Consider the following 20891-nt stretch of genomic DNA (forward strand, 5'->3'; position numbering starts at 1 on the left):
ACTGCCGTGCCAACGCTTACGCAAAGAGCGGACCATCCCGGGCGAAATCGAGGCGCGGCAAGGGTTCCGGCGATCCGCACGCCCTCCCGCCAAACGTCCGGCTGCCTAAATGTTTCAACTTTGATATATGCGGTTCGAGCGCATGCGGTCGGCGTGAAACCCCGTCGCCGCGCTGCACAAAGGGCCCAAAAAATTTTCTCGGGATTTTCCCGAACGCGGCGGGCCGCGCGTGCGGATCGGGTCCGGCGGCATGCACGGCCCGCAAAAATCGCGGAATGTTTCAAGCCGGAAACACGAATTCCGGCGGCAGCGTTTTCTCATACCAGAAATGGCGGTTTTCAACCGCATCGCTGAACACATTCAATGTCGGCCGGCCGTGCGCGGTTTGCATCGAGCGATTTTTTCTTCAACAATGAATTCACCGGACAACGCCGTTTCAGAGCGATCGATCCGCAGGGGCACGACAACATCAAACGGCTGCGACAGACCACGCGGCCACACGACAGACGGGGCATCATGTACACAGCCAATCGTGGAACGCGCGATCGCGCAATACGCTGTGCTCAATGGCTGACGGCCGACCGGATCATTCCGTACAGCTGCATCATGCTGATGCTCTTCGTGGCGCTGGTAATCGTCTGGGGCGTCGTGACCGACGGCTTCACGTCGAACGCCACCGCGCGCCCCGGCACCGACTTCTCGGTCTTCTGGACCGCATCGCATCTCGTGTTGCAAGGCCATGCCGCATCGGCCTACGACCCTTCGTCGTTCGCGCGGGCCGAGTTCGCGCACTTCGGTGCGTCGCTGCAAAGCCGGCCGCTTCCCTGGCTCTATCCGCCGACGATGCTGCTGTTCGTCGCGCCGGTTGCCCTCGTGCCTTTCCTGCCCGCTTACTTCCTCTTTTTCGCGGGCAGTCTTTTATGCTACGCGTTCGCCGTCTTGCACTTGTCGGGGCTGCGCGCGCATCTTCCCGTGCCGCGTGCCGCTGCGCTCGTCGTCGCCGCGTATTCGGCAGCGTGCGTGTCCGCGCTGTTCGGCCAGAACAGCATCCTGACCGCCGGCCTCGCCGCGCTCGCGCTGCATCTGCTCGGCAAGCGTCCGGTCGTGGCGGGCGTGCTGATCGGACTGCTCGCGATCAAGCCGCAACTCGCCGTCGTGTTCCCGTTCGTGCTGATCGCGACGCGTGCGTGGCGCACCTTCGCGGCGGCGGCGACCAGCGCGGCGCTGTTCGCCGCGGCCGGCGTCGTGCTGGCCGGCCCCGCCGCGCTGCACGGGGTGAGCCAAGCGATGTCGACGGTACGCGCGCAGCATTTCATGCTCGCGTCGTACTGGCTCGCGTCGCCGACGCCGTTCGCCGCACTGCGGCTCGCGGGCGCATCGGTCGCGGCCGCGCTGGCCGCGCAGGCGGCGGTCGCGCTGCTCGCGATCGCCGCGGCCGTCAGCGTATGGCGTCGCACGCACGACATGCGCCTGCGTGGCGCGGTGCTGGCGGTCGCCACGCTGCTGACGACGCCTTATCTGTGGCATTACGAACTCACCTGGCTCGGCATCGCGCTCTTCTGTCTGATCGCGCACGGTCTCGACGAAGGCTGGCTGCCCGGCGACCAGGGCATCCTCGTGATCGCGTGGCTGCTGCCGGTCTTCGAGATGTTCAATCGGCTGATGAAGCTGCCGCAAATCGGGCCGGTCGTGCTGCTCGCGGTGCTGTTGGTCGTCCTGCGTCGCACGGCACTGGCGACACGAGGCCAGCAATGAAAACGCCCTCGTTCGCCCGCCATGCGCATTCCGCCATCGACGTGCATCCGGAACTGCCGATCGCGGGCCCGCGCCGCCGTCCGCACTGGCTCAATCGCGACCGCGTGCGCCTCTATGCGGGCGCCGTGCTCCTGACGGAGCTGCTGTTCATTGGCATCTACCTGGTTCGCATGATCGTGTCGAACCACGGCGCACCCGAGCCGCTGTCGCCGGATTTCTCCCCAATCTGGAGCGCCGCGTGGCTCGCCGCGCACGGGCACGGCGCCGATGCGTGGCATTACGCCACGCTGTTCGCGATCGAGCAGTCGGCGACACCGACGATGACGCTCGCGGGTGGCACGCAACCGTGGCTCTATCCGCCGACGATGCTGCTGCTCGTGCTGCCGCTCGGCTGGCTGCCGTACACGCTGGCGCTCGCACTGTGGCTCGGCGTCACGCTCGCGCTGTTCGCCGCGGCGATCCGGGCGACCGTGCAGCGCGATGCCGCGTGGCTGTGCGCACTGGCGTTCCCCGGCGCGTTCCTCACGGTGATCGTCGGCCAGACGAGCCTCTTCGCGGCTGCGCTCGCCGCCCTCGGCCTGCTCGCGCTGAACCGCCGTCCGGTCGTGGCCGGCATCTGCTTCGGCTTGCTGACGATGAAGCCGCAGCTCGCGGTGCTGTTCCCGCTCGCGCTGCTGTGCGCCGGCCAATGGCGCGCGCTGGCCGCGTGGGCCGCGACGATCGTCGTCGGTGCCCTGCTCGCGACGCTCGCGTTCGGCGTCGGCCCGTGGCTCGCGTTCATGCACACGATCGCCGACGTCTACACGATCGTCGGCACCGGTCATGCGCAGCTCGCGCGCATGCCGACCGCATTCGCGCTCGCGACGCTGGCCAGCTGGCCCGCGCTCGTCGCGCGCGGCCTGCAATTGCTGTCGGCCGCGGCTGCCGCGATCGCCGTCGTCTTCGCGTGGCGCGGCGCCTGTTCGTACGCGCTGCGCGCCGCGACCCTCGCATGCGCGTGCCTGCTCGTCAGCCCCTATCTGTACGACTACGACCTGACGTGGTACGGCATCGTGATCGCGTGGTACGCGCGCTATGCATGGACGCACGGCTGGCGGCACTTCGATCGCGAATGGCTGATGCTGCTGTGGCCGATGCCGCTCGCGGGCCTCGCGATCGTGCCGCATCTGTCGTTCCAGTTCATGCCGCTCGTGACGCTCGCGTCGCTCGCGCTCCTCGTCGGCCGGATCGCCCGGGAACGACGCGACGCGCCGTCGATGCCCGATGCGCGCGACAGCTCGACCGAGACCGCATTCGCCCATCCCGTCCGACCGCATCACCGCCCGGCGCACGGCATGCGCCGCACCGGCCGCCCGACGTTCGGCGCCAGCCGGTAAAGCGACATCACAAGGGGAATCATCATGCGGGAATCCATCTACACGCCGCTCGTCTCGCTGGTCGTGCCGTTCTACAACGAAGGCGAAGCCGTCGAGCGCTTCTTCGACGTCGTGATTCCGTTGTTGAGCGCGATCGACGCGATCCGCTTCGAGATCGTCTGCGTGAACGACGGCAGCCGCGACGACACGCTCGAACGCCTGGTCCGGATCGGCGCCGCCGAGCGGCGCGTGCGCGTCATCGATCTCACCCGCAATTTCGGCAAGGAGGCCGCGCTGACGGCCGGCCTCGACGAAGCCGCCGGCGACGCGGTGATCCCGCTCGACGCCGACCTGCAGGATCCGCCGAGCCTGATTCCGGTGCTGATCGACCACTGGCGCGACGGCGCGGAGGTCGTCGCGGCCAAGCGCAGCAACCGCGCGTGCGATTCGTTCGCGAAGCGCACCGCCGCCGCGATCTACTACCGCGTTCACAACCTGCTGTCGGACGTGAAGCTGCCGGAGAACGTCGGCGATTTCCGGTTGATGGACCGCAAGGTCGTGAACGCGCTGCGCAACCTTCCCGAGCGGCACCGCTTCATGAAAGGACTGTTCGCGTGGGTCGGCTACAAGACCGTGATCGTCGAGTACCAGCGCGATCCGCGCAGCGCCGGGCACTCGAAGTTTTCCGGCTGGAAGCTGTGGAATTTCGCGCTGGAAGGCATCACCAGCTTCAGCACCGTGCCGCTGCGCAGCTGGACCTACATCGGCGTCGGCATCGCGGCGCTCGCGTTCCTGTACGGCACCTTCATCATCCTGCGCACGCTGCTGTTCGGCAATCCGGTGCTGGGCTACGCATCGCTGATCTCGGTCACGCTGTTCATCGGCGGCATCGAGCTGATCGGGATCGGCGTCGTCGGCGAATACGTCGGGAGAATCTACGACGAATCGAAGCAACGGCCCGTCTACCTGATCCGCCGCCGGTACCAGGCGCACGGCAAGGTGATCGAACTGCCGGTCGCGCGCGACGCCCGCCGCCAGCCGCCCCGCCGGCGCGCGCAGCCGGCCAGGGCGCGCATCGGCGCGCGCTGACGTGCGCTTGCCATGATCGGCCTGCTCCAGGCCGAGCGCACGCGGCTCGTGCGCTTCGGCGTGTCCGGTCTCTGCTCGACCGCGATCCACACGCTGGTCGCGACGGCGCTGTTCGCGCTGCTCGATGCGACGCCGGCGAGTGCGAATGCGGTCGCGTTCCTCTGCGCGACCGCGTTCTCGTATCTGGCGAATACGCTGTGGAGCTTCTCGTCGACGGTGCACGCCCGCAACGCGCTGCGCTTTCTCGCGGTCACGCTCGCCGGCTTCGTCGAAACGATGCTGCTCGCGCGCGCCGCCGAGGCGCTGGGTGCGTCGCGCGCGATGGGCGTCGTCGCGATCGCGCTGCTGATCCCGCCGACGACGTTCGTGCTGCACCGGCTCTGGACGTACCGGTAAGCGCCTTTTCCCGTTCCCGCCAATAATCGGACAATCAATTAACAGATTCAATGTCGCTATATTTATGTAACGCATCGATTCGATTGATTCCGATTTCAAAATTAACCCGATAAATTATTTTATCGACCTGTTTACTTTTACAGCTTCCACGTTCAATCAAACGGGATAACCTGCATTCGCCGTCGCTTCTGCATGCGTCGAAACCGGTGAAAACCCTTGCAGCACAATGCGATGGCGGCCGCACGAAGCAATTCGCGCAACGATAAGTTCCATTACTTTAAACGGGAGCTTCTATGTCACGCGTTACCGATGTGCTCGTCTCGTTCGATACCGAAACCATTCTCCAGAAATATCCGAATCCCAGCCGGGATCCGAAAAACCCGACGCTGATCGACTGGAAGCACGTGTACATGGTCACCAACCAGGACAACGTGGTTTCCGGGCAGGCGGGCGGCGAGCTCGACCTGAAAGCGCAGGTGGGCGACCTGATCCGCTGGCGCGAAACGAGCCTGTCGCTCGGCTTCGAAAAACAGGTCATTTTCTACGGCTTCATCGCGAATCAAGGCAAGGACCTGATCTCGCCGCCGACGCCGCGCAAGGCCACCGCGTCGATCCCGATTCCGAATCCGAGCTCGCCGTCGACGCCGACCTGCCAGAAGGTCGACAACTATTACTGGTCGTCGGAAACGCTGTCGGAGGGCCGCGTGACCTACCACTTCTACTTCCAGATCATCGATCGCAACTGTCAGTCGCTGGGCTGCTATCAGTGGGATCCGTTCATTTCGATCCACAACTGATCGTCGATCGCGGCAAGCGGGTGGCCGCGCGGCCGCCCGTGTCATTCCCTTGTTGCGGAGGAAGCGCTCATGTCTGGTCTTCGTTGCGATGTTCTCGCGATCGTCGACGCCGCCACGCTGCTGTCGGCCCATCCCGATGCGAGCCGGAACGCCGATACGCCAACCGTCATCGACGGCCGGCACATCTACGTGATAAGCCCCGTCGACAGTCGGCTCGGTCACAACGACAGCAAGTTCTTCGCCGGCCTGCAACCGGGCGACCAACTCCATCTACGCGAAACCGCGCTCGCGCTACGTGCGGAGGTAACCGTGCTGTTCGTCCGGTTCACGCTGAAGGACGCCGGCATCGTCGCGCCGATCGAAGCGGAAATCCGCGACGCCGCCATGCCGGTGCCGGACGGCGACGACCTGCTGCATCCGTCGTGTCGGCCGATGAAAGACCACTTCTGGCGCAGCGAGGTGCTCGCCGCGGGCGCCACCACGTGCACGGCCGATTTCGCCGTGCTCGATCGCGACGGCGCCGTATCGGGCTATTTCCGCTGGGAAACGGCGATCGAGATCGCCGCCAGCCGGCCCGACACGAAATAGCCGGGCGTCACGCCATAGCGGATCGCGAAGGCTATTTCACGCTGCCGCCGCGTATCGGCTTCAACGCGATCGGGGCGGAGGACGGCGCCGACAACGACTACGACGATGTCGACGTGGGCGGCGTCGCGTGCCGTGCTCAGGTGCGCGGCAACCCCGGCGGATTGGTCTGCGACCGGTCGATCGCCTCGGCGTCCAGCCGCCAGTGATCGAGCGCCTTCCGATAGCTGCCGTTGGCGATCAGCGCATTGATCGCGAGCGTCAGCGGCTCGGCGAGGCCGCTGCCCTTGCGGGTCGTGATCGCGATGTCCGCGGTGCGCGGCCAGCCGCCGCTGACGGTGCCGATCAGCTTCGCATCGCCACGCAGCGACGCCTGATACGCGAGCATCGAGTTCACGCTGAAGATCGTGTCGATGCGGCCCGACTGCAGCGCGACCCAGCGCTCGGCCGCATCCGCGTAATACTGGATCTCGACGGGCGCGAGACCGTGCGCGACGTTCTGCCGGTTCCATTCGAGCAGGATCTTTTCCTGGTTCGTGCCCGAATCGGTCACGACACGCAACCCGGCGACATCCTTCGGCTCGCGGATCGCCGCCAGCTTGCTGCCGATCTTCACGTAGAAGCCGAGCTGGTCCTTCCGGTAGGTCGAGAAATCGAATTTCTCCTTGCGCTGCTCGGTGACCGTCACGTTCGAGATCACCGCGTCGACCTTGCCGGACTGCAGCGCGAGCGGCCAATCGGCCCACGCGAGCGGCACGATCTTCAGCTTACGGCCGATACTGTCCGCGATCAGTTGCGCGAGATCGGGATCGAAGCCGACCACCGTGCGTGCGTCGGTCGCATAGGTGCTGAGCGGCGGCAGATTCGGTGCGATGCCGATCGTCAGCGTGTTCGCTTCGGCAAACCGGAAGCCGGCCGGCAGCGCCTGCTCGACCGCCGGGTTCACGGCGCCGCGCTGCCGGGCCGGCTGCTCGGGACTCAGGTCGAACGACGTCGCCTGCGCGGCGACGGCGCTCCCGGCAATCAGCGCGACGGCCAGCACGCGGGCGATGCGCGCAACGGGAAAAACGGTTCTTCTCATGTCTTGTGGAATCCTGTATTGATTCGACGATGCAGGAAACGAAGCGTGCGGGCAGCGGGCCGGCAACGTTCGGCGCCAGTCGCTGCCACGCCGGGTCGCTCACGCAGGCGCCGCTTCGAGTTCGACCGCGGCCGCGCGCGGCGGCGCGGCTTGCACGGCCGGCGACGGCTGCCTCGCCTGCGCCGATTCGCCCGCGTACAGCGCTTTCGGGTCGAACACGCGCGCCTGCAGCGGCGTGAACGCGCGGAAATTCCACAGGCTACGCGCGACGAACACGCGCTGCACCCAGCGGAACGCGCGATCGTTCTCGTCGTACTGCGGATCGAAGCGATCGCGCGAATGCAGCGTGAAGTGGTTGTTGATCAGCACCAGCTTGCCGGGCGACACCTGCACGCCGAACGACACTTCGCGCACCGCGCGATACAGGTTGGCCAGCGCTTCCTGCGCGCGCGCATTGACCGCCAGCACCATGTCCGGATAGAACGCGACCGTCACGCGCGGCGCATCGAGCGGCCCCGACAGCACGGCGCTCAGGTCGGTGTTGTCGCGCGGCGTCGGCGTCGCGCCGCGCCACCGGTACGGCACGCGAATGATGTAGTGCTCGCCGTAGAGTTGCGCAATATCGTCCGGCGACAGCAATTGAAGCGCGCGGCGCGCATCGGCGAGCCGCGTGTACGGGCCGCCGCCGGCCTCGCTGCGCACGCCGAGCAGCAGCAGCGCGAATGGCGACGTGTCGCCTTCCGGCATGTGCGCCTGCGCGGCGTTCTCGATATGGAAATCGAGTTCGACCTCGGAGCCGAGGCCCGTATAGTCGCGCGCGGTCGCCTTGTGCGGCGTCAGGTTGTTCACCAGCTCGCGGCCTTCGTGCGCGATCGAGTACGGCTCGCCGGCCAGCGTGCTCAACGCGACCAGCACGTTCTCGCTCAACACGCCGGCCTTGAAGGAGCGGCCGGTTTCCTCGAATCGCGGGCTGCCGGTCACGCCGTCGTCGATCGGCAGGTTGTCGATCTCGATCGAGCCGTGCGCGTCCGCGGTCGGCGCCTTCGCCCGATCGAATGCGTCGACGATCCGGTCGGGAAACGCGTTGTAGGCCAGCTTGCGGACCGCGCTGATATAGCCTGCGCCGCCGGCCGGATCGTAATCCAGCGCGCCGAGCGTCTTGCGGATGTGAGCGGATTCCACTGCCGTCAAAGCGATGCGTTCATCTGCGAGATAGGTCATAAGTCTCTCGTATAAAGATCTGGTTCGAAGAGCGGCGTGGCATCGCCGCCGCGCTCCGCCGTCCTCGGGGCGAAGCGCTCGACAAGACTAGGAGACCCGCATTGCATTGCGAAATGATATTAATTCGATTGCAAACGAACATTATCGATATAAGTTCAGCAATCCGGCCGGAACCGGTTCACCTCGCTCGAGCGGCCCTTTAACAGGAATACTTGTTAAAAAATCGCTGCTTATTATTTGTATTCGCTAACGGGTCGATGCTATTTTTCCGTCGGATTCGACGCCGCGACCGGCGCCCGACGGGCAGCCGGCTTCCCTCGTCCGCCTTACGGAAACCCGCCCGATGAACCGATACCGCCAGCCGTCCCACGCGCCCTATACGCCCTACACACCCCATACGCCCCGGGAGTCGCGATGAGCGATCGTGCCCCGGCGCTCGACCGCGTCGAGCGCACGCCGATCGCCGCCGCGGAATCGCCCCGCGCATCGCTGCGCGCCATCCTCCCGACCGTCGCCGCCGCGAGCCTCGGCTTCGCGATCGTCCAGCTCGACGTGACCGTGGTCAACGTCGCGATCCCGAGCCTCGGCCACGCGTTCGGATCGAGCGTCCACGGGCTGCAGTGGATCGTCGATGCCTATACGCTGTCGTTCGCCGCGCTGCTGCTGACGTCCGGCACGCTGGCCGACCGTTTCGGCAGCCGTCGACTGTTCGCGTACGGCCTTGCGCTGTTCCTGCTCGCGTCGCTCGGCTGCGCGCTCGCGCCGTCGCTGGCGGCGCTGGTTGCCGCGCGGATCGCGCAAGGCGTCGGCGCCGCGATGATCCTGCCCACGTCGCTCGCGCTCATCACGCATGCGTGCGCCAGCGATGCCGCCGCGCGCGTGAAAGCCGTCGCATGGTGGAGCGCGACGGGCGGCGCGATCAGCGCGGCCGGACCGACGCTCGGCGGCCTGCTGATCGATTCGCTCGGCTGGCGCGCGATCTTCTTCATCAACCTGCCGATCTGCGCGCTCGGGCTGTGGCTCACGCTGCGCCACGTGCAGGATTCGGCTGCCGCGCGCACGCGGCTGTTCGATCCGGCCGGCCAGATCGTCGCGGTGCTCGTGCTCGGACTGCTGACGGGCGGCATCATCCGGGCCGGGGCGTACGGGATCGGCGATCCGTATGCGGCCGGCGCACTGATCGCGTCGGTCGCGCTCGGCGCGTCGTTCGTCGCGATCGAGCGGCGCGCGAGCGCGCCGATGCTGCCGCTCGCGTTCTTCCGGATCGCGCGCGTGCCGAGCGTGCTCGCGATCGGCGCGATCACGAATGCGGCGTTCTACGGGCTGATCTTCTCGCTGAGTGTCTATTTCCAGAACGCGCGCGGCTTCACGGCGACCGAATCGGGGCTCGCGCTCGCGCCGCTCACGATCATCATGCTCGCCAACATCGCGAGCGCTCGGCTCGCGGTCCGCTACGGGTTTCGCGCGACCGTCATCGTCGGTCTCGCCGTGTCGCTCGCCGGCTATGTGTGGCTGTGGCGGACACTCGCCGCGCACGCGCCGTACGCGTTGCTGGCGCCCGGGCTCGCGGCGATGGCGATCGGCGGCGGCATCGCGATTCCCGCGCTGACGTCGACGATGCTCGGCAGTGTCGAGGCCGGGCGCTCGGCCACTGCGTCCGCGATCCTCAATACCGCACGCCAGGTGGGCGCCGCGATCGGCGTCGCGACGCTCGGCGCGCTGGTCGCCGGCCAAGGCGCGGCCATCGCGACCGGCGCGGCGCGCGCGTTCGCCGTGGCGGCCGTGCTCGTCGCGGCCTGTGTCGTGCTGGCGGTGCGCTGGCCCGGCGACCCGGCCGATACCGGCACGCGGGCCTGAGCACGCCGGCGCCCCGCATCCTTCACCCGATCCCCCATCCGAGCGAGGAATCCATGCAGCATCGCTTCATCGATACCGTCCTGATCGTCGACGGCGCGTCGACCGCCGCTTACCTGGCCCCCGCGTTTCGCGCATACGGCATCCGTTGCGCGCATGTGATCAGCGACCCCGATCTGCCGGCAATCTACCGAAACCAGTTCGTGCCGTCCGACTACATCCGGCAGGTCCAGCATCGCGGCGACATCGACGCGACGCTCGCGCAACTGAGCGACCTGCGCATCGGCGCGGTGCTGCACGGCCTCGACGCGGCGCTCGAGCTGGCCGATACGCTGGCCGAGCGGCTCGACGTGCCGTTTCGCAACCCGCTCGCGACCTCCGCCGCGCGACGCGACAAGTTCGCGATGAACGAACGCATTCGTCAGGCCGGGCTGCGCGCGCCCGCGCACTTTCACAGCACGTCGGTCGACGAAGCGCTCGACTGGGCGCGCGCGCACGGCACGTTGCCGCTCGTGGTGAAGCCGGCGCGCAGCGCGGGCGTGGCCGGCGTGAAGATCTGCCGGACGCTCGCGCAGGTCGAGGCCGCCGCGCGCGACGTGCTGGCCACCCGTTCGCTGTACAACCAGCCGAACGACGACATCGTGATCCAGAGCTATTCCGAGGGGCAGGAATACATCGTCGACTCGGTGTCGTTCGAGGGCCGCCATCGCGTGGTCAGCCTGTGGGAGGTGCATCGCGACCGCACGCACGCGCCGCGGCTCGACAAGATGCTGGTGCTGAACCACACCGATCCGCGCTACGCGCCGCTGCTCGACTATGCGGCCGACGTGCTCGACGCGCTGGACGTGCGCTTCGGGCCGACCCATCTGGAGCTGTTCGATACGGCCGACGGCCCGACGATCGTCGAGCTGAACGCCCGTCTGCACGGCAGCCTCGATCCGCGGCTGACGAGCGCGGTCAGCGGCGAGAATCACGTGTCGGCCGCCGTCGAAGCCGTGCTGCATCCGGAGCGGCTGTTCGGCGACGTCGCCGCGCCGACGGATTTTCGCGGGTACTGCGGGCACGTGCTGTTGCTGTCGTCGCGCAACGGCGTGCTGCGGCAGGATTTCACGTGGCAGGCGATCCAGGCGCTGCCGTCGTTCGTCGGGCTCAAGCAGTGGGTCAAGGTCGGCGACTCGCTGCGCGTGACCACCGACCTGCAGACGGCGCTCGGCACGGTCGGCCTCTACAGCCCGACCTTCGAGCGGCTGCTCGAGGATTGCCGGCGGATTCGCGAAATCGAGGCCGACTTCTTCGCGGACGAAGGCGCGGTCGCGCCGGCCTAGCGCGTGTTCACGCCAGGGCCGCGCAGTCTCGTATCAGCGTGCGAGCAGCGCACCGGCCTGCCGGCCGAGCACCGCGCGCAATGCGTCGAGTTCGGGCAGCGCAGGCGCTTCGTCGGGCGTGACGAGGTAGGTGGTCACGCTGCCGAGATCGTCGAACGCATGCGTGCGCAGCTCCTTGCGCGCCACGTGCTCGGCCGTGATCCGCTTCGGCAGGATCGCGACGCCCATCCCGGCCGCGACGCAGCCGAGGATCGCGCCGAACGTGCCGAACGACGACACCGATTCGATCGCGACACCGCGCGCCTTCAGCCAGTGCTCCGCGACCGCGCGATACGGGCAGCCGTCGTGAAACGCGAGCAAGCGCACCGTGTTGTCGGCCAACAGTTGCCGGCGCGTGACGGTCGCCGCGCTCGCCAGCACCATGTCTTCCGCGAACGCGGGCTCGTAACGCAGCCCGGGCCGCACGACCGCGCGCGCGGTGAGCGCCGCGTCGATCCGGCCGCGCAACAGCGCGTCGGCCAGGTCCGGCTCGCTGCCGATCTGCACCACGAGGCCGAGCGCCGGATCGCGTTCCTTCAGCGCGGCGGCCAGCGCCGGCAGCCGCGTGGCGGCCGTGCTTTCCATCGACCCCAGCCGCAAGCCGCGGGCTACCGGCGTTTCGCGCACCACCTGCGTCGCTTCGTCGACGAGACGCAGGATGCGGTCGCAATACGGAATCAGCCGGCGCCCGGCATCGTTCAGCACCAGCCGCTTGCCGTGTCGATCGAACAGCGGCGCGTCGAGCGACTCTTCGAGCTGGCGCAGCCGCGCCGTGACGTTCGATTGCGTGCAGCCGAGCCGTTCGGCCGCGCGCAACGCGCTGCCTTCCTGCACGACGGTCCGGAAAGTTTCGAGGAGAGGGATGTTCATATCACTTTCTCTTGTTACAGATTCAGTTTATATCATTTTACTTCTCCAATCATCCGGATTAGCCTAGGCTGTCCGCTTCCAGGGAATCCGCATGCCATCCGCCGCCCGCTTCGGCTTCACTCCGGCTCGCCACCGGCCCGAGGTTCGCCCGTGCGCGCACTGATCGCCGCGTTGGTGCGGCGCGGCCCGACCGTGCTCGCGTGCGGCGTCGGCCTCGGGCTGCTGGCGCCGCCGCTGGCCGACCTCGCGCGGCCGCTGATGCCCGCGACCGTGTTCCTGTTCGTGCTCGGCACGCTGCTGCGCGTCGAGCCGAGCGCCGTGCGCGCGGTGGCGCGGCGTCCCGCCGTGTCGCTGCTGCTGCCCGCCATGACGATGATCGCGTGCCCGGTCGCGCTCGGCATCGCCGCGCGGCTCGCCGGCCTGCCGTACGACTGGGTCGTGGCGCTGGTGATCGCGTACTGCGCGCCGCCGTCGAGCGGCACGTCGACGATCGCGCGCATGCTGTCGCTCGACGCCAGCGTCGCGCTCGTCGCGACCCTCGCGTCGATGGTGTTCGTGCCGCTGACCGCCCCGTTGCTGACGGCCTGGTTCAGCCACGACGCGGCGGTGTCGATCTCGCCGTCGAGCCTCGCGCTGCGGCTCGCGCTGCTGATCGGCAGCGCCGAAGGCGTCGCGTTGCTCGTGCGGCGCTTTGCCGGCGCGCGGCTCGCGCGCCACGCGACCCCGATCGACGCGATCGTCGTCGCCGCGCTGCTGATATTCGCGCTCGGCACGATGGCCGGCATGCAGCAGTCGATCATCGACGCCCCGCACCGCGCACTGACCGCGATCGCCCTCGCATTCGCCGTCAACGCGGGTTTCCAGATCGTCGCGTACGGGCTCACGCCCGGCGACGTCCGCACGCGCCTGAACGTCGCGCTGATCGTCGCCAATCGCAACGTCGGGCTGATGTGGGCGGCGCTCGGGCTGGCCGCGACGCCGACCATAGCGCTCGTGTTCGCGTGCGCGCAGTTGCCGATCTATACGCTGCCGCGCGTCGTCCAGCATCTGCTGCCGCGCCTCGAAGCGCAGCAGCTGCGCCGGCGCCCCCGCTAGCCGGCTTCCCTCTTCCGCCCTCGATCAAGGATTCGTCATGAAGCGACTCATCGTGATCGGCGCACGCGCCACCGGCAGCAGCGTCGCGCTGGTGCGCGCCGCCCTCGCACGCCAGGCGGCCGTGACCGTCGTCACCGCGCCCGGCCATCGTCTCGACGGCGTGTTTCCCGACGGCGTCGAGACGGTCAATCTCGCGCCCGACGCCAACCAGCTCGCCGGCTGGCTGCGCGCGCGCTTCGCGGACGAACTGGACACGCTGCGCGTGACGACCGCGCACGACACCTATGCACGCACCGCCGCATGGGTCGCCGATGCGCTCGGGCTGCCCGGCCCCGATGCACGCCACGTCGCGCACGCGGTGTCGAAGTCGAACCAGAAGGCATTGCTCGCCGCGCACGGGATCCCGGCCGCGCAGTTCGTCGCGGGCACGCTGGCCGCGCCGGCGGCGCTCGCGGCCGCGGCTGCCGCGTTGCGCTTGCCGGTCGTCGTCAAACCGTCGGAAGGCTCCGCGAGCGACGGCGTGCGCCGCTGCGAGGACGTGGCCGCCGTGCGCGCGCAGCTGGACGCGCTCGCCGCCATGCAAGCCGATGACGCTTCGCGTGCGACCGAACGCGTCGTCATCGAGGAATTCCTGGAGGGCAGCGAATACTGCGTCGAGTATTTCGACGGTCGATACGTCGGCGCGCTGCGCAAGCTGAAGCGGCACGGCGCCGGTTTTCTCGAGCGCGGGTATACATCCGAACTCGATCTCGACGCCGACACGCTGCATGCGCTGATCGACGTCGGCACGCGTGCGACGGCCGCCGCCGGGCTCACGTGGGGGCCCGTGCATCTCGACTGCATCGTGCACGACGGCGTGCCGCACGTGATCGAACTGAATCCGCGCATCGCGGGCAGCTTCATCTGCGACATCGTGCGCGACGGCTACGGCTTCAACGTGGTCGAAGCGTTGCTCGACAAGCTCGATGGACGGACGGTGACGATTCCCGAGCTTTTCGAGCCGCACGCGTATGCGCGCGCCGAATTCCTGCTCGACAGCGATCCCGGTGCGTGGCGGTTCGCGCAGGCCGGCGAGATCGACGACGGCGCGGTCAGGATCAGCTATGGGCCGCAAGTGCTGCCCGATCGCGAACGGCGCGCGTTTCTTTATGTGCGCGTTGCGTTGCCGGCTGTGCATGGTTCAGCGGACGACGCGGGTTCCGCGGCCGAGCGCCGAGCCGTCGTGCAGCCGACGCGGGCGGCGGCTCCGTCTCCCGCTCTGAATCCTTCCGCCGGAGAAATAGCGTGACACGCGCGCCGGCAGCGCATTCAGTGCAGCGGCGACCACGCCTCCGGCAAGCCGATCGTCGACGTCGCGCTTTCGATCTGCTCCGGACCGCCCGTCGGAGGCCAAAGACCCTCCGCATAGTGCCGCTTTCTCAACGCCATGCGTTCTTCCAGACTCGAGAATCCCCAAATGTGCGTGATGCGCGGCGGTCCATCTAGCGCGTACAGGTTGCAAACGAGATGCGACGTATAGGCGTGGGCCGGACCTATCGCACGCTCCCACGCGGAAATGGTCGGCGCAATACCGCCGGCTTTCAGCCAGTAGCGGCGAATCTCGTGGAAGCCGCCGAATGCCGCCGGTTCGACGTCGGGCAGAAAAGGAAACAGCGCATAGCTTTCCATCGCCAATCGAACGGACGCGCTTTCAATTCCGAAAGGTCGCTCGGCGCGCAATGCCCGATTGCGTTCATGCTGCAATTCATCCATCGTCTCGAAGCCACGCAGCACGACAATCCGCGACAGCTCGCCGATTTCCGTGCGCCATGCGCCCAGCAGGCGCCCTCGCGCGTCGGCATCCGACACCCAGCGATGCGCACGGCCGGACACCGTGTCCTGGTCCGTAAGCGGACACGCCAACGTCGTGAGTTCATACGGCATTTCAGTTCTCCTGTCGTTCGGATATCGCAATCTATTTCCAAACCGGTGGCCGATAAACGCGCGTCGCCTTGAAACAGAATCCAGTACCATTGCGCAATGGATCTCCTCAAGGCGATGGCCGTATTCGTCCGTATCGTGGAAACGGGTAGCCTGACCGCAGCCGCGCAAGCGTCCAACCTGTCGCCGACCATGGTCGGCAACTACCTTCAGGCTTTGGAAAATCGGCTGGGCGCGGTCCTCGTGCACCGCACGACCCGTAAGCAGAAAGTCAGCGCGTTCGGCCACGCTTACTACGAGCGATGCGTCGAAGTCCTCGGCCTGGTCGACGACACGGAACAGCTTGCGCTCGCTCACCTCCAGCAGCCGCGAGGGCGTTTGCGCGTGACCGCGCCCGTCGTGTTTACGAACGAGTGCCTGGTTCCCGCGCTCGCGGACTATTACCGGCGCTACCCCGAGGTCCAGCTCGATATCGTCGCAACCGACTCGCTCGCCGATCTGTTCGACGACGGTTTCGAGGCAGCCATTCGCATCGGTGCGCTCGCCAACCCGGATGTGGTGGCGCGGCCGCTGGCGCCCTATCGGCTGGTGCTGTGCGCGTCTCCCGCTTACGTTCGCGAACACGGTGCGCCGACTACGCCGCAAGCGCTTGCCGAGCATCAATGCCTGACGTATGCGTATCCGCCCCGATCGGAATGGCACGCGGCGCAACCTCGATGGATGCTGGAAGGTCCGGACGGGCCGACGAGCATCGCCGTGGACGGCAGGCTGAAAATCGACAGTGCGGACGCGTTGCGCCGGGCGACATTGAGAGGGCTCGGTATCGCGATGCTTCCGTCCATGTTGATACGCGACGACATTCGCGACGCGCGCCTCGTCGAGCTCATGCCGGACTTCGCCGGGCCGGAACGGCCGATGAATCTGCTTTATCTGCAGGAGAGGCGGAAATCGCCGAAGCTTCGTAGCTTCACTGAATTCGTGGTCGAACGGTTCGGCGCCGGATAGGCGAATCGTTTACGAGAGACCCGGCGATCAGCTGACAAAAACCTGTCGACGCAAGCAGGACTGGCAAATCGATGCCGAATACGCGCCGCGATCCGTAGCGGCATCCTCGTCGTCGTGGTAGTTTCTTGCGTCCTCCTCGCCGGAGGAAAACAACAATTCGAAGGGCTATCCACATGCTGATTACGCGAGACCGTCGATCCATTTCAATCGGCCGCATGATTCGGGCACACGTCGCCGTGGCGGCAATCGTCACGCATGCAACAGTCGCGTATTCCGCCGATTCCTCTCCCGCCTTCACCGTCCTGTCCGACGACAATGTCTACACCGTGAATCGCGACGGCTCGTCGACCCACGATCAAGCAAGATCGATCCGCGTCGAGACGGAACGGGGCGTCAGATCGTATGGTCAGGTTTCCTATCGATATAGCCGCGAGTTGCAGAAATTCGACGTGCTCGAGGCCTACACCACCACGCGCGACGGCGTGCGGATCGACGTTCCGGCCAGCGCAATCTTCACGCGTCAAAGTGCGTCGAGCGTCCACGCCCCCAGCTTCGACGACAACCTCGTCAAGACGATCGTCTTTCCCGGCGTCGAGCCCGGCGCGACCGTGACCATGCGCACGCGCGAGACGCAGGTCACGCCGCTGTTCCCCGGGCACTTCTCCGCCGACGACACGTTTCCGACCAACAAGCCGATCCAGAGCGCCAGCATCACGATCGACGCGCCCGCGTCGATGGCGCTGCATGCGGATGTCGTCGACATGCAGGGTGGACGGGAGGCAGCCGACGTCGACGGCCGGCAAATCTGGCGCTGGACGATCAAGGATGCGCGTGCGCAGCCATTCGAAGCGAATGCGCCGAGTATCGACGACCGCAGCCCGCGGCTCGCGGTCACGACGTTTCCGGACTACGCGGCGCTCGGACAGGCATACGCCGCCCGTGCGCACGCACAAGCGACGGTCACGCCCGACGTGCAGGCGCTGGCCGATCTCGTCACGAACGGAATCGTCGACCGGCGCGATCAAGCGGATGCCCTCTATCGATGGGTGAGCCGAAACATCCGCTACGTTGCCGTGTTCCTCGGTTTCGGCGGCGTCGTTCCGCACACCGCACAGGACGTCCTGCAGGCGCGCTACGGCGACTGCAAGGACCATACGACGCTGCTGCAGGCGCTGCTGGCGGCAAAAGGCATCTCGAGCGGCACGGTACTCGTGAATGCGGACAGTCGCTATTGGCTGCCTTCGGTGGCGAGCCCGCTGGCCGTATTCAATCACGCGATCACCTACGTTCCCGAATTCGACGTCTACCTCGACTCGACGGCCGGTACGGCCCGATTCGGCACGCTACCTTTCAACGAGGCAGGAAAGCAGGCGTTGCTGACGGGCATCGGCAATGCAGAGTCTCGCTTGATCGTGCTTCCCGTTGCACACGCCGATGCCGACACGGTGACGGTCACCACGCACACCACGCTCGACCCGTCCGGTACCGTTCGCGGCAACAGCAAAGTCGAAAACCGCGGCGAATACGACTGGACCGCCCGCTCCGTGTTCGCCCGGTTGCCGGCAGGTTCCGAACCGGTGTTTGCGCAAGCATTCCTTACCGCGAGCGGATCGGAGGGCACCGGCCGCTACCGTCACGGCGACATCGGCGATCTCCGAACCGCGTTTACGTTTTCCAGCGTATTCGAACTACCGGACTACACCCCGCTCCCCGGCCCCGGCGCGATGCGTGTCCCAAGAGGACTGGGCGGCTTCGACACGGTCGCCAGTGCCTTTGACTGGACAGGACCGACCAAACGCAACACCCCGCTCCTGTTCAAAGCCGGGCGCTTCAGCGAAATCACGAAACTGGAGTTGCCGACGTCGATGAAGGTGTTGGGCCTTCCGAAGCCCGTCACGGTGACTTCGTCGTTCGGCACTTATACGTCTTCCTATGCAATGGAAGGCAGCACCGTCAGCGTGACCCGGTCGCTCGAGCTGAATTCGCCGCGGCCGTATCTGCAGCCGGACGAGTACCCCGAATTCCGACGCATGGCCAGGTCGATCAAGCACGACCTCGCCGCGCAGATCGTCTATCGATGATCGGCTTTCGGGCGCGGCCGAATCGGAAGCGCCCGAAAGCCGCGCCGCCTCCGGCGTCCATCGCGAACGCCGAAGCCACAGTCAATGCGAAGCACCGAACAATCGAATCACGACACCTCGCAGCCACCGGTTGCCGGCCTCGTGGTGATAGCGCGCGTGCCAATGCTGCCGCACCGCGAACCCGTCGACCGGGATCGGGCATGCATGCACCGCCAGATCGTTGACCTGGGCCAGCGTCTCGCCGATATGACGCGGTAGCGTCGTGATCAGGTCGGTCGTCTGCACGATCGCCCCCAAGCCCAGAAAACCCGGCAATTCCAGCACCACGTCCCGCTCGATGCGCGCCTGCCGCAGCGCCTGTTCGAGGAGTTGCGCGCCGGTTCCGGCCGTAATCGCGACATGCCCTTCCGAACGATATTGCTTTACCCCGAGCCGGCCGCGAATCCTCGGGTGATGTCGATTCACCAGACAAATCCAGTCCTGGTCATACAGCTTCTGCTGATAAATGCCGCCGCCGAGCCACGGCACGTAGCCGATCGCGAGATCGGCTTCGCCCGATTCGAGCGCCCGCTCCGTATTGCCGTCGATCCGTGCGGCTTCCAGCCGGACGCCGGGCGCCTGCGCGCGAACATGGGCCAGCAGCCGCGGCAGCAGCGTGACGTGGCTCGCATCGGTCATGCAGATGCGAAAGCGCCGCTGGGCGGTCGCGGGATCGAAGGCGATTTCCCACGCGGTGAAGCGCCGCAGCGATTCGAGGATTTCCCGGCATGGCCCGATCAGCGCGTCGGCTTGCGGCGTCGGCGCCATGCCGCCGGGCGTGCGAATGAAGAGCGGATCGTGCAGGTGCTCCCGCAAGTGCCCGAGCCAGATGCTGACGGTCGGCTGGCTCTGGCCGAGCTGCTCGGCGACGCGCGTGACGCTGCGCACGTCGTACAGGAGATCGAATAGCTGAAGCAGTTTCAGGTCCGGCAGATCGGCTGGCATCGGCGCGTTATTGTTCATGGCAATGGCGCCATTGTATCCATTGCATTGTCGACATGAGCGCCGGCTTCTATCGTGAGGCCATACGTCAAGGAGACAGCATTGAAAATCGCGATTCTGGGAGCCGGCGCACTGGGTTGCGCGATCGGCGCCACCCTCACCGAAGGCGGTCACGAGACCTGGTTGATCGACCGCTCGCCCACGCACGTCGATACGATGCGTCGCGACGGCCTGCGGGTCGACGACGCCCGCGGCTCCCGGCACGTACGCGTTCATGCGACGACGCAGGCTGCCGAAGTCGGCGCGGCCGACCTGGTGGTGGTGCTGGTCAAGTCGTTCCACACCGACGCGGCCATCCGCGGCGCCCGGTCGCTCGTCGGGCCCGATACCGTCGTGCTGTCGCTGCAGAACGGCCTCGGACACGAGGAAATCCTGAGCGACGCCGTCGGCCGCGAGCGCGTACTCGCGGGCAAGACTTACGTCGGCGGCGTGCTTCGCGGGCCGGGCCATATCGAATCCGGCGTCATCGGCAAGGCCACTTACATCGGCGAACTCGACGGCCGCATCACGCCGCGCGTACGGGCGATCGCCGACGCGTTCGATACCGCCGGCCTCGCGACGACGATCAGCGACAACATCGTCGGCACGATGTGGGACAAGCTGCTCGTCAACGTCGCGACCGGCGCGCTGACCGGCGTCACCGGCCTCACCTACGGCCAGCTTTACGACGAGCCGCTGCTGAAGGCGACGTCGCTCGCGGCTGTCGCCGAGGCGATCGCGGCGGCGCAGGCGGCCGGCGTCAGGCTGTCGATGACCGATCCCGAACAGGCGTGGACGCTCGCCGCCGAGGGGCTGCCCGCGGCCTTCAAGACCTCGATGTTGCAAAGCCTGGAGAAAGGCTCGATCACCGAGATCGACTTCATCAACGGTTCGGTCGTGCGCGCCGGGCAGCGCTACGGCGTGCCGACCCCGGTCAACGCCACGCTCGTCGCCTGCATCAAGGGGCTGGAGCGCGCGATGGCCGATCGCCGGCGCGAGGAGGCTGCCGCATGAATGCCACGAAAGCCTATCTCGAACACGTTGCGATCTGGGTGAAGGACATCCGCTGGCACATCCGCTTCTTCGAGGACGTGCTCGGCATGACGCTGCGCGAAGTGGACGGCACGCTCGACGCGCCGCGACAGTACTGGACGCTCGGCGGCCTGCAGTTCATCCACGCGCCGGAACACGACGGCCCCGAAGGCAGGCTCGCGCATCTCGGCGTGATGTGCGAAGACCTGGAGGCCGCGCTGGCCACCGCGCGGCGGTTCGACGTGACGGAGATGCCGCAGGGACGCAACTGGCTTCGCCTGCCCGACGGGCTCGCCGTCGAACTGATTCAGGCCCGGCCGGCTTCCTGCGTCGCGCAGGCACTGGCGATCGACCCGCGCGCGGAGGCATGA

General features: G+C 67.0%; 19 protein-coding genes. 14 read left to right on the forward strand and 5 right to left on the reverse strand.

The window, feature by feature from the left end; translation table 11 throughout:
• Positions 1-516 precede the first annotated feature (516 nt).
• The 6 genes from WS54_RS31435 (at position 517) to WS54_RS31460 (ending at position 5980) form a co-directional block, all read left to right on the forward strand.
• Positions 517-1755 carry a glycosyltransferase family 87 protein gene (locus WS54_RS31435; RefSeq protein ID WP_034209471.1) on the forward strand — a complete coding sequence of 413 codons (1239 nt, stop codon included), beginning with the start codon at positions 517-519 and terminating at the stop codon, positions 1753-1755.
• The gene (locus WS54_RS31440) at positions 1752-3131 is read left to right on the forward strand and encodes a glycosyltransferase family 87 protein (protein WP_059781687.1); all 1380 of its coding nucleotides are present in this window, start codon (positions 1752-1754) and stop codon (positions 3129-3131) included. Before WS54_RS31435 ends, WS54_RS31440 begins: the two co-directional genes overlap by 4 nt.
• A 24-nt stretch (positions 3132-3155) precedes the next feature.
• Positions 3156-4199 (forward strand): glycosyltransferase family 2 protein, encoded by a 1044-nt coding sequence (locus tag WS54_RS31445; protein WP_034209038.1) that lies wholly within the window; start codon positions 3156-3158, stop codon positions 4197-4199.
• A gap of 12 nt (positions 4200-4211) precedes the next feature.
• A complete protein-coding gene (locus tag WS54_RS31450; protein ID WP_059781689.1) occupies positions 4212-4595 on the forward strand; it encodes a GtrA family protein in 384 nt (127 codons plus the stop codon).
• A gap of 293 nt (positions 4596-4888) precedes the next feature.
• A complete protein-coding gene (locus tag WS54_RS31455) occupies positions 4889-5392 on the forward strand; it encodes an inclusion body family protein (protein WP_034209036.1) in 504 nt (167 codons plus the stop codon).
• A gap of 69 nt (positions 5393-5461) precedes the next feature.
• Complete coding sequence (locus WS54_RS31460) at positions 5462-5980, forward strand: AidA/PixA family protein (protein WP_059781691.1); 519 nt, start codon at positions 5462-5464, stop codon at positions 5978-5980.
• Between the two features lie 136 nt (positions 5981-6116).
• On the opposite strand, the gene WS54_RS31465 is transcribed toward WS54_RS31460, so the two are convergent.
• Together WS54_RS31465 and WS54_RS31470 are read right to left on the reverse strand one after the other, a co-directional pair.
• Entirely contained in the window at positions 6117-7058 is a 942-nt protein-coding gene (locus tag WS54_RS31465) for an ABC transporter substrate-binding protein (protein WP_059781692.1), read from the reverse strand.
• Between the two features lie 99 nt (positions 7059-7157).
• Positions 7158-8279 carry a TauD/TfdA family dioxygenase gene (locus tag WS54_RS31470; RefSeq protein WP_059781694.1) on the reverse strand — a complete coding sequence of 374 codons (1122 nt, stop codon included), beginning with the start codon at positions 8277-8279 and terminating at the stop codon, positions 7158-7160.
• A 414-nt stretch (positions 8280-8693) separates the two neighbouring features.
• Between WS54_RS31470 and WS54_RS31480 the strand changes: the two genes are divergently transcribed.
• Together WS54_RS31480 and WS54_RS31485 are read left to right on the forward strand one after the other, a co-directional pair.
• A complete protein-coding gene (locus WS54_RS31480; RefSeq protein ID WP_059781696.1) occupies positions 8694-10136 on the forward strand; it encodes an MFS transporter in 1443 nt (480 codons plus the stop codon).
• A 53-nt stretch (positions 10137-10189) separates the two neighbouring features.
• The gene (locus WS54_RS31485) at positions 10190-11458 is read left to right on the forward strand and encodes an ATP-grasp domain-containing protein (protein WP_034209031.1); all 1269 of its coding nucleotides are present in this window, start codon (positions 10190-10192) and stop codon (positions 11456-11458) included.
• Between the two features lie 33 nt (positions 11459-11491).
• On the opposite strand, the gene WS54_RS31490 is transcribed toward WS54_RS31485, so the two are convergent.
• Complete coding sequence (locus WS54_RS31490) at positions 11492-12367, reverse strand: LysR substrate-binding domain-containing protein (RefSeq protein WP_059781698.1); 876 nt, start codon at positions 12365-12367, stop codon at positions 11492-11494.
• Positions 12368-12517: 150 nt separating this feature from the next.
• On the opposite strand from WS54_RS31490, the gene WS54_RS31495 reads away from it, so the two are divergent.
• Both WS54_RS31495 and WS54_RS31500 read left to right on the forward strand, forming a co-directional pair.
• Entirely contained in the window at positions 12518-13462 is a 945-nt protein-coding gene (locus WS54_RS31495; protein WP_059781699.1) for a hypothetical protein, read from the forward strand.
• A gap of 37 nt (positions 13463-13499) precedes the next feature.
• Positions 13500-14750 carry an ATP-grasp domain-containing protein gene (locus WS54_RS31500; RefSeq protein ID WP_059781700.1) on the forward strand — a complete coding sequence of 417 codons (1251 nt, stop codon included), beginning with the start codon at positions 13500-13502 and terminating at the stop codon, positions 14748-14750.
• Positions 14751-14770: 20 nt separating this feature from the next.
• Here WS54_RS31500 and WS54_RS31505 read toward each other — a convergent pair whose 3' ends face one another.
• Complete coding sequence (locus WS54_RS31505) at positions 14771-15385, reverse strand: NIPSNAP family protein (protein ID WP_059781702.1); 615 nt, start codon at positions 15383-15385, stop codon at positions 14771-14773.
• A gap of 96 nt (positions 15386-15481) precedes the next feature.
• On the opposite strand from WS54_RS31505, the gene WS54_RS31510 reads away from it, so the two are divergent.
• Together WS54_RS31510 and WS54_RS31515 are read left to right on the forward strand one after the other, a co-directional pair.
• Positions 15482-16387 (forward strand): LysR family transcriptional regulator, encoded by a 906-nt coding sequence (locus tag WS54_RS31510; protein WP_059781704.1) that lies wholly within the window; start codon positions 15482-15484, stop codon positions 16385-16387.
• 173 nt (positions 16388-16560) lie between these two features.
• Positions 16561-18468, forward strand: a complete 1908-nt coding sequence (locus WS54_RS31515) for a DUF3857 domain-containing protein (RefSeq protein WP_082725096.1) — start codon at positions 16561-16563, stop codon at positions 18466-18468.
• An 81-nt stretch (positions 18469-18549) separates the two neighbouring features.
• Here the strand turns inward: WS54_RS31515 and WS54_RS31520 are convergent, their stop codons facing one another.
• The gene (locus WS54_RS31520; RefSeq protein ID WP_059781707.1) at positions 18550-19470 is read right to left on the reverse strand and encodes a LysR family transcriptional regulator; all 921 of its coding nucleotides are present in this window, start codon (positions 19468-19470) and stop codon (positions 18550-18552) included.
• A gap of 81 nt (positions 19471-19551) precedes the next feature.
• Here WS54_RS31520 and WS54_RS31525 point away from each other — a divergent pair, with 81 nt between their 5' ends.
• Both WS54_RS31525 and WS54_RS31530 read left to right on the forward strand, forming a co-directional pair.
• On the forward strand, positions 19552-20502 hold the full coding sequence (locus WS54_RS31525; RefSeq protein ID WP_059781709.1) for a ketopantoate reductase family protein: 951 nt from the start codon (positions 19552-19554) through the stop codon (positions 20500-20502).
• Complete coding sequence (locus tag WS54_RS31530) at positions 20499-20891, forward strand: VOC family protein (RefSeq protein ID WP_059781711.1); 393 nt, start codon at positions 20499-20501, stop codon at positions 20889-20891. Before WS54_RS31525 ends, WS54_RS31530 begins: the two co-directional genes overlap by 4 nt.

Source organism: Burkholderia sp. NRF60-BP8 (assembly GCF_001522585.2).
In the GTDB taxonomy this organism is placed as follows: domain Bacteria; phylum Pseudomonadota; class Gammaproteobacteria; order Burkholderiales; family Burkholderiaceae; genus Burkholderia.